Source organism: Fibrobacterota bacterium, assembly GCA_019509785.1.
Lineage (GTDB): Bacteria > Fibrobacterota > Fibrobacteria > UBA11236 > UBA11236 > Chersky-265.
In genome coordinates this window covers 1-14,369 of record JAEKLQ010000071.1, presented here as the reverse complement: position 1 = coordinate 14,369, position 14,369 = coordinate 1, and the positions used below count along the sequence as shown (strand labels likewise).

At 60.5% G+C, this 14,369-nt stretch carries 12 protein-coding genes; 9 read left to right on the top strand and 3 right to left on the bottom strand.

Features of this window, described 5'->3' with window-relative positions:
• Window positions 1–50: 50 nt before the first annotated feature.
• The 3 genes from xylA to asnS form a co-directional block, all read right to left on the bottom strand.
• On the bottom strand, window positions 51–1,367 hold the full coding sequence (gene xylA / locus JF616_20180) for a xylose isomerase (protein ID MBW8890079.1): 1,317 nt from the start codon (window positions 1,365–1,367) through the stop codon (window positions 51–53).
• A gap of 66 nt (window positions 1,368–1,433) precedes the next feature.
• A complete protein-coding gene (gene xylB / locus JF616_20175) occupies window positions 1,434–2,903 on the bottom strand; it encodes a xylulokinase (GenBank protein ID MBW8890078.1) in 1,470 nt (489 codons plus the stop codon).
• A gap of 127 nt (window positions 2,904–3,030) precedes the next feature.
• A complete protein-coding gene (gene asnS / locus JF616_20170; protein ID MBW8890077.1) occupies window positions 3,031–4,437 on the bottom strand; it encodes an asparagine--tRNA ligase in 1,407 nt (468 codons plus the stop codon).
• A gap of 346 nt (window positions 4,438–4,783) precedes the next feature.
• On the opposite strand from asnS, the gene JF616_20165 reads away from it, so the two are divergent.
• The 9 genes from JF616_20165 to JF616_20125 all read left to right on the top strand — a co-directional run.
• Window positions 4,784–5,500 (top strand): NifU family protein, encoded by a 717-nt coding sequence (locus tag JF616_20165; GenBank protein MBW8890076.1) that lies wholly within the window; start codon window positions 4,784–4,786, stop codon window positions 5,498–5,500.
• A gap of 1 nt (window position 5,501) precedes the next feature.
• Window positions 5,502–6,923 (top strand): Fe-S cluster assembly protein SufB, encoded by a 1,422-nt coding sequence (sufB, locus tag JF616_20160; GenBank protein ID MBW8890075.1) that lies wholly within the window; start codon window positions 5,502–5,504, stop codon window positions 6,921–6,923.
• A gap of 133 nt (window positions 6,924–7,056) precedes the next feature.
• Window positions 7,057–7,809: a Fe-S cluster assembly ATPase SufC gene (sufC, locus tag JF616_20155; protein ID MBW8890074.1), complete on the top strand. Its 753-nt coding sequence runs from the start codon at window positions 7,057–7,059 to the stop codon at window positions 7,807–7,809.
• 7 nt (window positions 7,810–7,816) lie between these two features.
• Window positions 7,817–9,310: a SufD family Fe-S cluster assembly protein gene (locus tag JF616_20150; GenBank protein MBW8890073.1), complete on the top strand. Its 1,494-nt coding sequence runs from the start codon at window positions 7,817–7,819 to the stop codon at window positions 9,308–9,310.
• Complete coding sequence (locus tag JF616_20145; GenBank protein MBW8890072.1) at window positions 9,303–10,547, top strand: cysteine desulfurase; 1,245 nt, start codon at window positions 9,303–9,305, stop codon at window positions 10,545–10,547. The genes JF616_20150 and JF616_20145 overlap by 8 nt, the downstream gene beginning before the upstream one ends.
• Before the next feature lie 15 nt (window positions 10,548–10,562).
• Complete coding sequence (locus JF616_20140; GenBank protein MBW8890071.1) at window positions 10,563–11,018, top strand: SUF system NifU family Fe-S cluster assembly protein; 456 nt, start codon at window positions 10,563–10,565, stop codon at window positions 11,016–11,018.
• A 143-nt stretch (window positions 11,019–11,161) separates the two neighbouring features.
• Window positions 11,162–12,448 (top strand): hypothetical protein, encoded by a 1,287-nt coding sequence (locus JF616_20135; protein ID MBW8890070.1) that lies wholly within the window; start codon window positions 11,162–11,164, stop codon window positions 12,446–12,448.
• Between the two features lie 234 nt (window positions 12,449–12,682).
• Window positions 12,683–12,880 (top strand): hypothetical protein, encoded by a 198-nt coding sequence (locus JF616_20130; protein MBW8890069.1) that lies wholly within the window; start codon window positions 12,683–12,685, stop codon window positions 12,878–12,880.
• A gap of 229 nt (window positions 12,881–13,109) precedes the next feature.
• The coding region (locus JF616_20125; GenBank protein MBW8890068.1) for an acyl-CoA dehydrogenase family protein at window positions 13,110–14,369 on the top strand (1,260 nt) is incomplete at its 3' end.

Below are 14,369 nucleotides of genomic sequence, written 5' to 3'. Positions count from 1 at the left end.
CCGGCCCTGGACAGCAACCGATCTCGCGATCGGCGCGAAGCGGGCGGAGGTTAGAGGTAGCGGTTGACCAGGTTCTCTAGCGCTTCCTGGCGGCCCGAGCGATGCTTGGGATCCAGGTTCTGCGCCAGGGCGAGGTCGGCGATGTCCGCCAGGGTCTTCTTGCCGGAAAGGATCGAGCGGCCGAGCTCGGTGTTCCAACCGGCATAGCGGTCTTCCACCTTCTTCTGCAGCGCGCCATCCTTGATCATCTTCTCCGCGATGATCAGGCCGCGGGCCAGCACGTCCATGCCGCCGATATGGGCGTGGAACAGGTCTTCGGCATCAATGCTCTGGCGACGCAGCTTGGCGTCGAAGTTCATGCCGCCGGTCGTGAAGCCCCCGCCCTGCAACAGGGTATAAAGCATCAGCGCGGTGGCGGGCACGTCGTTAGGGAACTGGTCGGTGTCCCAGCCCAGCTGCTCGTCGCCGCGGTTGATGTCCAGGGAGCCGAACACGTCGTTGGCCAAGGCGTAGCCCACTTCATGCTGGAAGGTATGCCCCGACAGGATGGCGTGGTTGGCCTCGATGTTGACCTTGAACTCCTTCTCCAAGCCATGCTTCTGGAGGAAGGCGTACACGGTGGCCGTGTCGAAGTCGTACTGGTGTTTGGTGGGTTCCTTGGGCTTGGGCTCGATGAGGAGTAGGCCCTTGAAACCGATCTTATGCTTGTAATCGGCGACCATCTTGAGGAAGCGGCCGAACTGCTCGCCTTCGCGCTTCAGGTCGGTATTGAGCAGGGTCTCATAACCCTCGCGCCCGCCCCACAGCACGTAGTTCTCGCCCTTGAGGCGCAAGGTGACGTCCATGGCCTTGCGGATCTGGCCGCAGGCGAAGGCGAAGACTTCGGGATCGGGATTGGTGGCCGCGCCGCTCATGAAGCGGGGGTTGCTGAACAGGTTGGCCGTACCCCAGAGGAGCTTGATGCCGGTGCGGGCCATTTCCTTCTCGGCCTCGCCCACGATGATGTCCAGGTTGTTGTTGCTTTCCTTGAGCGAGGCGCCTTCCGGGGCGATGTCGCGATCATGGAAGGTGAAGAAGGGGGCGCCCAGCTTGGAGAAGAAATCGAAGGCGTTCGTCAGCTTGATCTTGGCGGCCTCGACGGTGGTGGGGTTCTTATGCCAAGGGCGATCGTAGGTGCCCGCGCCGAACACGTCCGAGCCGTTCCAGGCGAAAGTGTGCCAATAGCAAACGGCGCAGCGGAGGATATCTTCCATGCGCTTGCCCAGCACCATCTTGTTCTTGTCGTAATAGCGGAAGGCCAGGGGGTTTTCCGTCTCGGGGCCCTCGTAGCGGATGGTCGGGATGTCTTTGAAATACGTGTCTGCCATCGGAATTCCTTTCACGAAATCGCTTGATGAATATACTGCCAAGGGGAGGCCCCGCCTCAGGCTTATTTAGCCCCGCGGGAAGCGAGGCTTCAAATCCTGGTACAAGCGGCGGTACAATGCCAATTTTTCCTCATAGCGCCCGGTCCACTTGGACTCCGGCCCTACGGTGTAATCGATGGCCGGCGCGGTGCACACGTCCGCCGGCTTTTCATTCGTCAGGGCCAGCCGGGCCAAGCGCGCGGCCCCGTAGGCCGGGCCGGCTTCCCCGCCCTTACGATAGACCAAGGGGCGCTTCAGGACCGTAGCCAAAATCTTGCCCCACAGGCGGCTGCGCGCGCCTCCGCCGATCACGGTCACTTCCTTCAATTCCGCCTTGGCGTCGTCCAGGGCGCGTTGCCCGTCGGCGAACGCGAAAGCCACGCCTTCGAGGACGGCGCGTCCCAAAGCCGCGCGGTTGGTTTCATGGGTTAGGCCGAAGAAGACGCCTTGCGCATGGGGATCGTTATGGGGAGTACGCTCTCCCGAAAGATAAGGCAGGAAAATCGGAGTGGCCAGGTCGTCCCCGGCGGCTTCGATTTCGGCGAGCAGCGATGCCTCATCGGCGGCGCCGGTCAGCTTGGTGACCCAGGTCAGTGCGGAGGCCGCGCTCAGGATTACCGACATGTAGTGCCAGCTGCCGGGAAGGCAATGGCAGAAGGTATGCACGGCGCCTTCGGGATTGGGGGAGTAGGAACTGGCAGCCGCGAAGTAGACGCCGGAAGTACCCAAGGATATGAATGCATCGCCCGGTTTGACCGTGCCCGCGCCCGCGGCGCCGGCGGCATTATCGCCCGCGCCCGCGGCGACGATCACGTCCATGGAAAGGCCCCAGGCCGAGGCCACCGATGCGGTCAGGCGTCCGGTGGATTGGGTCCCCTCGCACAACTCCGGCATCGCGCTCAGCTTTAGGCCGGTCGCGAGGATCATGTCTTCCGACCAGGCGCGTTTGCCCACATCCAGCCAAAGGGTGCCTGCCGAATCGGACATATCCGAGGCGTAATTACCGCACATCCGCATGCGCAAGTAATCCTTGGGGAGGAGCACTTTCTCGACCTTGGAGAAGACCTCGGGCTCATGCTTGGCGACCCACAGGAGCTTCGGCGCGGTGAATCCGGGCATGGCGATGTTGCCGGTAATCTTACGGCTATTGGGAACCCGGCGTTCGAGCTCGGCGCATTCCGCGCCGCTGCGTCCGTCGTTCCACAAGATGGCCGGCCGTAGCACTTTATCTTGTCGGCCCAACAAGGTAGCGCCGTGCATTTGGCCGGAAAGACCGATGGCCTTCACCTCGGCGAATTCTTTAGGTTTGGAAGCCCGCAACGCAGCCACCGCCTGGTTCGTCGCGTTCCACCAATGCTCAGGATCTTGTTCGGACCAAAGCGCTTGGGGACGGGAAACATCCAGTGGCGAGGAGGCCTGGTCGATCAGATTCTGATTGCCATCGACGAGGATGACTTTAACCGAGGAAGTGCCGAGATCGATGCCTAGAAAATTCATCTAGGGAATAATAGGAATGCCACTTCTGGTCATTGTGTAGAAATCCCGTGACCCTCTGTATAAAATCGGCAATCAGGCGTGGAATCATCCATAAATGAGGGAATGTCCGGGATCCGGAGTTCGGGAGTCAGATGCTGATATGCCCGGGCGTCCGCGGAAAGGGGATCACGTCGCGTATGTTCCCCATCCCGGTCACGAACTGGACCAGGCGTTCGAATCCGAGCCCGAAGCCCGCATGCGGGACGCTCCCGAAGCGCCGGAGATCCAGATACCATTCCAGCCCTCCGGCGTGCATCCCCATCTCGGTAAGCCGCGCCTTGAGCTTTTCCAGATCGTCTTCGCGTTGCGAACCGCCGATGATCTCGCCGATGCCGGGCACCAACACGTCCATCGCCCGCACGGTCTTCCCGTCCGGATTCATCTTCATGTAAAAGGCCTTGATGCCTTTGGGGTAATCGGTCAGCACCACCGGCGACCGGAATACCTTTTCCGTGAGGTAACGTTCATGTTCCGATTGCAGGTCGATGCCCCACTCCACCGGATACTTGAACGTCTCGCCGCTTTTCTTGAGCAGTTCCACGGCCTCCGTATACGTCAGCCGTTGGAAGGGTTTTTCCAGAACGCCTTTCAGCAAATCCAGGATCCCCGGCTCGATGCGCTGCTTGAAGAACTCCATCTCCAGCGGGCATTTCTCCAGCACCGCCGCGAGTAAATGCTTGAGGAAGTCCTCGGCCAGGCGGGCATTGGCGTCCAGGTCGTTGAAGGCCACTTCGGGTTCCACCATCCAGAACTCGGCCAGATGGCGCGAGGTGTTGGAATTCTCGGCCCTGAACGTGGGCCCGAAGGTGTACACCTTGCCCATGCTGCACGCGTAGGCTTCGGCCTCGAGTTGCCCGCTTACGGTGAGGTTCGCCCCCTGCCCGAAAAAGTCCCGGCCGAAGTCGACCTTGCCGTCCTCGCCCCGCGGCGGCTTTTCCATGTCCAGGGTCGTGACCCGGAACATCTGCCCGGCGCCTTCGGCATCGGTTCCCGTGATGATCGGGGTATGCAGCCACAGGAAGCCGCGCGCCTGGAAGAAGTCATGGATGCCCATGGCCAGCACGTTGCGGACCCGGGCGATGGCGGAAAAGGTATTCGTCCGCGAACGCAGATGGGTGAAGTCCCGTAGGTATTCATACGTCATCTTCTGCTTGCCCAAGGGGAAGGCCGCGGGATCGCAGGCTCCGATGATCTTGAGCTCGGCCGCCTGGAGCTCTACCGCCTGCTTGCCCCCCTGGGAAGCGACCAGCTGGCCGATAACGGAGACCGCCGTGCCGACGTTGATCCCGTGCATCAGGGTCGCGTAATCGGGCAGGGCGGCGGGAACCACCGCTTGCAAGTTTTGGAAATAGGAACCGTCGTTGATCTCGAGGAAAGCCAGTCCGGCCTTGGACTCCCGTTTGGTGCGTACCCAACCTTGGATTTTTACCTCGGAGCCAAGGGGAGGATTGAGAAGTAGCGAGCGGATGCCGGGTTCCAGCGGTTTTTCGGACATGCCCCGGAAAATAGCATTAGACGCACATCCGGCCTTCGAAGGATTTTGGATCCTTGGGGACTTCAGGCCCCCAATTGTATACTGAATTGGTAGACGATTTATTATCTTGGAACCATAATCAGGGGTATGGGGACGCGCCTCCCCGGGAATGGCCAAAATGAGTGAAAATCAGGCTCAAAGTTCAAGTCCGGGTGTTTATCGGCCCTCCGGGCCCATACCCCGGGGGACCCCGGCGACTCCTACGGCTCCATCAGCCCCTTCAGGTACGACGGCCGTTGCTCCCGCGGTTTCCCAGGCGGATTCGACCGCTCCCGGCGACCGGAAGTACTCGCAGAAGATCGAGTCCATGGCCCAGTCGCCCAAGCATCGCGGCGCCTTCTTCACCGAAGACGCATCGACCAAGGATCTTGCTCTCGCGACCGCCAAGTACAAGGACATCAAGGTTTATTGGTTGATCGATCCGCAATCGGATCTGATCTACGATGCCAAGTTCTTTTCTTACGGAGGCCCGGCTTCGGTGGCCTTGGGCGAAATGCTTTGCACCTTGGCCAAAGGCATGAAGGTGGAATCGGCGACCGCCTTCACCATTCCCCAAATGGAAGCCCTGCTCCGGGACGACGCCTCCACTCCGGCGACCGCCGCCCCGGCCGAAGAGGTTTTCGCATCCCTCCCGCCATTGTTGAGCTCGGTGAAGGAAGCCTATACGCCGGCAAAGGCCCTCGCCCTGGCGACCATCGCCATGAAAGCCAAGAGCGACGGGTCCCCCCGGCGGTCCGCATTCGAGGCCCTGACCGAAGCGGACAAGACCTGGTTGGCCAAGCCCAAGGAAGAGCAGATCTCCGCCATCGAGACCATCATCGACAAGGATATCCGTCCGGGACTGAACATGGACGGCGGCGATTTGCACATCCGCGACATCGAGAACGGCGAGCGCCTCCTCATCAAATGGCAAGGGGCTTGCGGGGGCTGCGCCTCCTCGACGGGCGCCACGCTATCCTATATCGAGGACTCCCTGCGCCGCCAAGTCTTCAGCGGGATGCAGGTCGTCCCAGTGGAAGAGTGATATGGAAAGCGTACCGGAATACAAATACGGATTCACGACCGATGTGGAGATGGAGACCCTGGGGAAGGGCATTTCCGAAGACGTCATCCGGGCCATCTCGGCCAAGAAAAACGAACCGCCATTCCTGCTCGAGTTCCGGCTTAAGGCCTACAAGAAATGGCTGACCATGAAGGAGCCCAACTGGGCCCACGTGCAGTATCCGGCCATCGATTACCAGGACATTGTCTATTTCGCTAAGCCCAAGCAGAAGCCTACCTTAACGGGACTGGATGAAGTCGATCCGGAGATCCTCAAGACCTTCGAGAAATTGGGCATCCCCCTGGACGAGCAAAAGCGGTTGAGCAATGTGGCAGTGGACGCGGTCTTCGACAGCGTGAGCGTGGCGACCACCCATAAGAAGAAGCTCATGGAGCACGGGGTCATCTTCTGTTCCATCAGCGAGGCCATCCACGAATACCCCGAACTGATCGAGGAATACCTCGGCTCCGTCGTGCCCGTGGCCGACAACTTCTACGCCGCCCTCAACTCGGCCGTCTTCACCGACGGATCGTTCGTCTATATCCCCCCCAACACCAAATGCCCCATGGAACTTTCCACCTACTTCCGCATCAACACGGAAGAGTCGGGGCAATTCGAACGCACCCTCATCGTCTGCGCCGAAGGCAGCTACGTCTCCTACCTGGAAGGCTGCACGGCTCCCAAGTTCGACACCAACCAATTGCATGCCGCCGTGGTGGAACTGGTGACCTTGGACAACGCCGAGATCAAGTACAGCACAGTGCAGAACTGGTACGCCGGCGATCCGAAGACGGGCAAGGGCGGCATCTACAATTTCGTGACCAAGCGCGGGAAATGTCTGGGCAAGGATTCCAAGATTTCCTGGACCCAGGTGGAAACCGGCTCGGCCATCACTTGGAAGTACCCAAGCTGCATCCTGGTGGGCGAAGGCAGCGTGGGCGAATTCTATTCCGTGGCGCTGACCAACGGCCACATGCAGGCCGATACCGGCACCAAGATGATCCACTTGGGCAAGAACACCCGGTCCAGCATCATCTCCAAAGGCATCGCCGGCGATCAAAGCAGCAATGCCTACCGGGGGTTGGTACGCATCGCCAAGAACGCCACCGGCGCGCGCAACTTCTCCCAATGCGATAGCATGTTGGTGGGGAACCGTTCTAGCGCGCATACCTTCCCCTACATCGAGACCGGCAATTCGGCCTCCCAGGTGGAGCACGAGGCCTCGACCTCGAAAATCAGCGAAGAGCAACTCTTCTACTTCCAGTCCCGCGGCATCCCGAGGGAAGAAGCCATCAGCATGATCGTGAACGGGTTCTGCAAGGACGTGTTCAACCAATTGCCGATGGAGTTCGCGGTGGAAGCCCAGAAGCTGTTGGCCCTGAAGCTGGAGAATAGCGTTGGCTAGAGAAGGGTAAAGGGTACAGGGTTAAGGGTAAAGGAAAACCAAAGACTACCCGTATTTCAACCCTTTACCCTTAACCCTGTACCCTTAACCCTATACCCTACACATAACGAAGGAAAGCCCTGAAGTGAGTTTAATGCTAGAAGTCAAATCCCTCACCGCCCATGTCGGCGAAGGCGATGCCATTACCCCCATCTTGAAAGGCATCAACCTCGCGGTCAAGCGCGGCGAGGTGCATGCCATCATGGGCCCTAACGGATCGGGCAAAAGCACGTTATCCAAGGTGATCGCCGGGCATCCCGACTATAGCGTGACCCAGGGCGAGATCCTGTTCAATGGCGAGAACATCCTCGCGCTCGCGGCCGATGAACGGGCCCGCAAGGGCATCTTCATGGGATTCCAATACCCGGTGGAGATCCCGGGGGTGAACAATGCCGAGTTCCTGCGCATGGCCTACAACCAACGGCGCAAGGCCGAAGGCAAGGAAGAGGCCGACCCTCTCGACTTCGAGGAGATCCTCGATGCCAAGATGAAAGAGCTCGACATGGACGCGAAGTTCAAGGAGCGCGCCATCAACGAGGGGTACTCGGGCGGGGAAAAGAAGCGCAACGAGATTCTGCAAATGGCGATCCTGGATCCCGCCCTGGCGATCCTGGACGAGACCGATTCGGGCCTGGACGTGGATGCGCTCAAGATCGTAGCGGGGGGCATCAACCGCCTGCGCGGGCCGTCCCGGGCCATCGTCTTGATCAGGCATTACCAACGCCTGCTCGACTACGTGAAACCGGACATCGTGCACGTGCTGAGCGGCGGCCGGATCGTGAAGACAGGCGGCAAGGAATTGGCGCTGGAGGTCGAGACCAAGGGATACGATTGGTTGGTGAAGTGAGGGAAGCATGAACGCGCCGACCGCATCGCAACCCCGTATCATGCGGGAAGTTATCGCCCCGACCCTGACGCCGGTTTTAGAAGGATTTATCGAACAGCATCTCGAGACATCCCCGCCGGTTTCGGCCGGAGTGCGCCTCGCGGCCGCCATGGCCCTGCGCCGCATCGGTCTACCCCACTCCGGCTCCGAGGATTTCTCCTTCATCCGGGTCGGTGATTTCCTATCCCAGCTGGTTCAAGTCCCGGTTTTGCCGGCCCCCGCTGTTCAACCTTCGGATGCGAAGACGCCGGAACCCGCTACCCGTGATCTTCCTTCCCGGTCGGACTTAGCCTCCCTGATCTCGCCCGCGGCCGAGAATAATCTGGTGGTATTGATCGACGGCGTTTTCGTCCCGGAGCTTTCGCGGATCGGCGAGGATTATTTCGTTTCCCCGCTGGAAGATTCCGCGCCCCCGGATTCGCCCATTCCCGGAATGCATCTCCGCTTCCAGGGCCTTCACGCCAGCTTCGTCAATCGCATCGAGAACATGCTGGAAGAGGAAAACGATGCGCCGGCCGCCTTGGCCGCGCTCTTCGCTCCCCAGCCGTTGCTGATACGGGTGCCTGCCAAACGCGTAGCCGCCGGTCCCCTGCAGATCCTGTACCTGACGACGGGAACGCAGCGCAGCGATTCCTTCGTCGTCGTACATGCGGGGGCGCAATCGGAGTCCCGCATCCTGGTCCGCCATGCGCGCCTCGGGACATCGCCCGATGGTAAGGCCCCGGGTATGGAAAACGCCCATACCATGGCCGTATTGGAAGACGGCGCGTCCCTGCGCTTCCTGGAGCTCGGGATCGATTCCCCCTCCGCCGCGCAGGACATACACCTTCGCAAGCTGACCGTGCGGCTGGAGCGCGATGCGCGCCTGGTGGCGGTATCGGCGCATACCGGTTCCCGCCTCACGCGAACCGCCTTCGGCATCGATTTGGCCGGGGAGGGGGCCGATGCGGAGTTGAACGGGGCCGCGGTTCTGTCGGGCGCGCGCCAGGGTCATCAACACGTGCGCTTACGCCATCTCGTCCCGCATGGAACCAGCCGGCAACTCTTCAAGACCGTAGCCGCCGAGCAAGGCCGGGCCAGCGTGGACGGGACCATCATCGTGGCCCTGGACGCCCAACAAACGAACGCCGGCCAACGCATCCATAACCTGATGCTTTCCGATGAGGCGCGCGCCGATAGCAAGCCCCGCCTGATGATCCATGCCGACGACGTGAAATGCTCCCATGGAGCCACGGCCGGCAAACTCGATCCCGCCCAGCAATACTACCTGGAATCCCGGGGGCTGCCCCCCGACCAGGCCCGCTCCCTTTTGACCGTGGCCTTCGTCGCCGAGGCGCTGGACAAGGCCGGTAATCCGGGCGACCCTTTCCGGGACGCGCTCGACCATGCCCTGCTGGACGGCTTGCGCGCTCGCCTGCCGGGCGTTTCTCCCGGCGCCATTACCGGAGGTCCCCATGCCTGACGTCACTTCCCTCCCCCGCCCCAAGCTCGCTCTCGACATCAAAGGCGAATTTCCGGTGCTCAACCGGGACTTCGGCGGCACGCCCCTTCATTATCTCGACAGCGCGGCGACCACGCAGAAGCCGGTGGCCGTCATCGATGCCATGGATCGCTTCTACCGGGAAAGCTATGGGACCGTGCGCCGCGGCGTTTATCGCCTCAGCGAAAAGGCCACCACCGCTTACGAAGGCACCCGCAAAAAAGTGGCCGCCTTGATCAACGCAAGTTCGGAGAAGGAAATCATTTACACCAGCGGGACCACGCAGAGCATCAACCTGGTGGCCTATAGCTGGGGCGGCAAATTCCTGAAGGCCGGGGATGAGATTATCCTCTCGCAAATCGAGCATCATGCCAACATCGTCCCCTGGCAGATCATCGCGGAACGAGTCGGCGCGATCCTCAAGGTCATTCCCGTCGACGATACCGGAACCTTGGATCTGGAGGGGTACAAGAAGCTGCTCTCGGAACGAACCCGTATGGTGGCCGTCAACCATATCTCCAACGCCTTGGGCACCATCAATCCCGTGAAGGAGATCGCCCGCCTGGCGCATCAGGCCGGGGCGCTGGTCCTCATCGACGGGGCCCAGTCCATCGCGCATACCCAGGTGGACGTCCGGGATCTGGATGCGGATTTCTACGCCTTCTCCGGGCATAAGATGTTCGGGCCCACCGGCATCGGCATCCTCTACGGCAAACTCGCCATCCTCGAGTCCATGCCTCCCTACCAGGGCGGCGGCGACATGATCATGCGGGTCACTTTCGAGAAAACCACCTACCAGGCGCCGCCCCACCGCTTCGAGGCCGGCACCCCGCCCATCGCCGAAGTCCTGGGATTGGGCGTGGCCGTCGATTGGCTGCGCAAGACCGGGCTCGACAAGATCGCGGCGCATGAGCATGCGCTTCTCGATTATGGAACGGCGGTCCTTAACGACGTACCGGGCTTAAAGCTCATCGGCACCGCCAAGGATAAAGGCGGCATCCTTTCCTTTACTCTCGAGGGCGTGCACCCGCATGACATCGGAACCTTGCTGGACGAGGACGGCATCGCCATCCGGGCGGGCCATCATTGCGCCCAACCGACCATGGATCGCTTCGGGGTGCCCGCGACGGCGCGGGCCTCGCTCGGGCCGTACAACGATTACTCCGACCTGGACGCGTTGGCGAAGGGGTTACGGCGGGTCGGGGAAATGTTCCGCTGATGGGTGGTTCCGAATATGTCGCGTAGTAACGAACTGTATCAGCAAGTCATCCTTGATCATAACAAGAACCCCAGGAATTACCGGGCCTTACAAGGATCCGATGTACTGGCATGCGAAGGGCATAATCCCCTGTGCGGTGACCATATTACGGTGTACTTGGAATTGGATGCGGCGGGGACGGTAAAGGACTTGAGCTTCCAGGGGAACGGCTGCGCCATTTCCAAAGCGAGCGCTTCCATGATGACCGCCTTTCTGAAGGGCAAGTCCGTGGACGAGGTGAAACTGATTTTCTCCGAGTTCCACGACATGGTGCGCGGGGAGATGGACCCGGCGACCCAAGAGAACCACCTCGGCAAATTGACCCTATTCCAGGGCGTAAAAGAGTATTCCTCGCGCATCAAATGCGCTTCACTGGCCTGGCATGCCCTGATGGGGGCCTTGGAAAAACAAGGCACCGCAACCTCGGAATAAGCCCCAAACCCGTGGAATCAGGGCGGACCGGAACCCCTTCTCCCACCTGGATTCCCTTGGCGGGAAGTCCGTGAAATGAATAGCTTTACCCGCTATACCCGCGGGGAAAGCCGGCGGAGTCCTTTCCAATCCACGGGAGCGCTATGACGACGAGACTGAAGTTCGCGGTGATCGGCCTGGGGCAATGCGGCGGCAATATCGCCAATTCTTTCGCCAAGTACGGCTATCCGGCCATGGCGGTGAACACCTCCATCCTGGATTTGAAGGACCTCGCGAATATCCCCGAGAACCGGAAGATCCACGCGCCCCTCAACGACACCGACGGCGCCGGCAAGGATCCTCGCATCGGCGAGAAGGCCCTCTTCTCCCATCTGCCGGACATCCTGAACGGCATCCAGCAATTCGTTTCCGGCGCGGACGCCATCCTTCTGACCGCCGGCCTGGGCGGCGGCACCGGAAGCAATATCGCCTTGCTGGGCAATATGCTGAAGCGGTTCAACCTGCCCATCTTGTCCTTGGTGACCATCCCGACCAACGACGAATCGGCTTTGTCCAAGGTAAACGCCTTGCGCGCGGTCAACCGCATCGTGGGGGAGAACTTCGACTCCTGCATCATCGTCGACAACAACAAGATCCTGCAGCAGTTCCCGGACAGCAGCCTGGCGGCCTTCTATCCGCAGGCGAACGATTACGTGGTTCGGACCTTCACCAACTTCAACTCCCTTGGCGCGGAGCTTTCGGCCAAGAGCCTTATCTCCTTCGATAACGAGGACTTCCGCAAAGTCCTCCTCTCGAAAGGCATCTTGATTTTCGGCGAGACCGAATTGGCCGCCAACCAGATCAATACCTTGGATGACATCCTGCCGCGCTTGCGCGAGATTTGGCAGACTTCGGGGCTGATGGCCGAAGGCTTCAACTTCGCCACCGCCGCCAGCGGCGCGATTTCCATCTACGCCCCGGCCGCCATCTTGCAGAAAACCTCCAGCCGCTTCCTGAATCTGCTGGGCGAAGAGTTCAAGTCCCTGACCAACGGAGCCACCTGTTATTTCGGCCTTTACGAAGTCCCCAACTCCACCGCGATCAAGATCAGCACCATGTTGGGCCGCCTCACCATCCCGGTCCGCCTGCAGGAGATGCTGGTGGAAGCCAGCTCCGAAGGCAAGAACCTGACCCAGAAGCTGCAGCAGGAGCTGCCCACCTTGGACATCTCCGCCCTGGACTCCATGGAGCTTTTCGCGAACGGTCCGATGCCGACCGGGTCTTCGTCGGATACGCATATTCTCGAACGCAATCAAGCCGCGGCCTCGGCTTCCGGCGCGCAGCCGAAGCCGGCCGACAATAAGAAAGCCGAAGATGCGGATCTGGAAGCCCGCTCCTATAGCCTGGAAGAGTACGTCCGGCTGAAGAAATCCAAGAGCCCGGCGACCTGATCCCATCCTCCGGCCATCGGGTCCGGAGTCTGGATTCCCAACCTCAGGCGGTTCGGCTATGCCGGCCGCCTTTTCTTTTTCCGTGCCCTTTCCGGGCTCTTTCCGCGTCCCTCCCATTCGCGGCGAATTCGCCGAGGATCCGGACTTTCCTTGCCTGCTTGGCAGGCAAAGAAAAATGGCTTCCACCGGGCTAACAACGTATAATTGCTCCAAAATCCCCAAGGAGCGGAATACATGTGGATCCTCAGCCTGGTTTGCGTCTTCTCTTGTTTCGGCGGCATCCTTCTCGGGCAATCGTTGAAGGGCCTGCTGATCTTCACCCAAGGTCTCGAGAAGGGGCAGAAGAAAATGTTCGCCATCGGCATCGGATCGGTCGCATTCGCCCTGCTGCTGAGCGTAGCCGCGATCTGGGTTCCGGGGTGCCATCTTTGATCGAGTTGGGTCCTTACTACGAAAGGGTACAGGGTTAAGGGTACAGGGTTAAGGGTTGAGATCAGGGTAGGTCTTTGGTTTTCCTTTACCCTTAACCCTGTACCCTTTACCCTTCTCTCTCTCCCCGGTCCCGCCGCCAATCCGTCAGCGGGATTTTCTGGCTCCCTAGGGGCCATTATCGTAGACTGATACGAAGATCTTCCCACGATATTCTTGGAGGTAAGCCAGCATGGCCGAAGCAACCAAAGACCCCGTCAAAGCCGAAGAGTTCGAACTCAAAATCGATACCTCCAAGATGTCGAAGGAAAAGGCCGAAGCCATGATGGTGGCCGAATCCGCGCGCGAGGATAAATGGGTGAACCCGAGCTTCGCGGGCGGCCTGTTCATGGGCAAATTCCATCCCGAGCTGATCGTCCCCTTCCCGGAGCAATCCCCCGAAGATCGGGCCATCGGCGACAAGCTTTGCAAGGAAGTGTCGGACTACCTCAGGGCAAATCTGGATCCGGACGAAGTGGACCGCACCCGCGAGGTCCCCCAGAAGGTTCGCGACCAGTTCACCAAGATGGGCCTGTGGGCCATGAAGATTCCCAAGGAGTACGGCGGCCTGGGGCTGACCCAGGTGAACTACAACCGCGTAGTGGGCTTGGTGGCCTCCTATTGCGGGTCCACCGCGGTTTGGCTATCGGCCCATCAATCCATCGGCGTGCCCCAGCCCCTTAAGATTTTCGGATCCCCGGAACAGAAGAAGAAATACCTGCCCCGCTTCCGGGAAGGCGCCATATCCGCCTTCGCTCTGACCGAACCCAATGTGGGTTCCGATCCGGCCAAGATGTCGACCACGGCCACCCCCACCCCGGACGGGAAGCATTACCTCATCAATGGCGAGAAGCTGTGGTGCACCAACGGGCCCGCGGCCGATATCCTGGTGGTCATGGCCCGCACGCCCCCCAAGATCAAGAACGGCAAGGAAATCACCCAGATCACCGCGTTCATCGTCGAGAAGAACATGCCAGGGATCAAGACCGAATGGCGTTGCGACTTCATGGGCATCCGCGCCATCCAGAACGGCTTGCTTTCCTTCAAGGACGTGAAGGTCCCGGCCGAGAACATCATCCTGGGACCGGGCAAAGGCCTGAAACTCGCCTTGGCCACCTTGAACACGGGCCGCCTGACCCTGCCGGCCGCTTGCGTGGGCATGGGCCGCCAGTGCATGAACATCGTGCGCAATTGGGCCAACGAGCGCGTGCAATGGGGGCTGCCCATCGGCAAGCACGAGGCCATCTCGCACAAGATCGCCTACATGTCCTCCACCCTATTCGCCATGGAGGCGACCACCTGGCTCACCTCGGCCATGGCCGACAAGGGCGGGAACGACATCCGCATCGAAGCCGCGATGGCCAAGATGTTCTGCTCCGAAGCGGCCTGGAAGATCATCGACGAGACCATGCAGATCCGCGGCGGTCGCGGCTACGAGACCGCCGAGTCCCTG

Excerpts from the sequence above, each read along its gene's own strand:
- xylA (MBW8890079.1), bottom strand. The coding sequence starts at position 1,367 with ATGGCAGACACGTATTTCAAAGACATCCCGACCATCCGCTACGAGGGC.
- xylB (MBW8890078.1), bottom strand. The coding sequence starts at position 2,903 with ATGAATTTTCTAGGCATCGATCTCGGCACTTCCTCGGTTAAAGTCATC.
- asnS (MBW8890077.1), bottom strand. The coding sequence starts at position 4,437 with ATGTCCGAAAAACCGCTGGAACCCGGCATCCGCTCGCTACTTCTCAAT.
- JF616_20165 (MBW8890076.1), top strand. The coding sequence starts at position 4,784 with ATGGCCCAGTCGCCCAAGCATCGCGGCGCCTTCTTCACCGAAGACGCA.
- sufB (MBW8890075.1), top strand. The coding sequence starts at position 5,502 with ATGGAAAGCGTACCGGAATACAAATACGGATTCACGACCGATGTGGAG.
- sufC (MBW8890074.1), top strand. The coding sequence starts at position 7,057 with ATGCTAGAAGTCAAATCCCTCACCGCCCATGTCGGCGAAGGCGATGCC.
- JF616_20150 (MBW8890073.1), top strand. The coding sequence starts at position 7,817 with ATGAACGCGCCGACCGCATCGCAACCCCGTATCATGCGGGAAGTTATC.
- JF616_20145 (MBW8890072.1), top strand. The coding sequence starts at position 9,303 with ATGCCTGACGTCACTTCCCTCCCCCGCCCCAAGCTCGCTCTCGACATC.
- JF616_20140 (MBW8890071.1), top strand. The coding sequence starts at position 10,563 with ATGTCGCGTAGTAACGAACTGTATCAGCAAGTCATCCTTGATCATAAC.
- JF616_20135 (MBW8890070.1), top strand. The coding sequence starts at position 11,162 with ATGACGACGAGACTGAAGTTCGCGGTGATCGGCCTGGGGCAATGCGGC.
- JF616_20130 (MBW8890069.1), top strand. The coding sequence starts at position 12,683 with ATGTGGATCCTCAGCCTGGTTTGCGTCTTCTCTTGTTTCGGCGGCATC.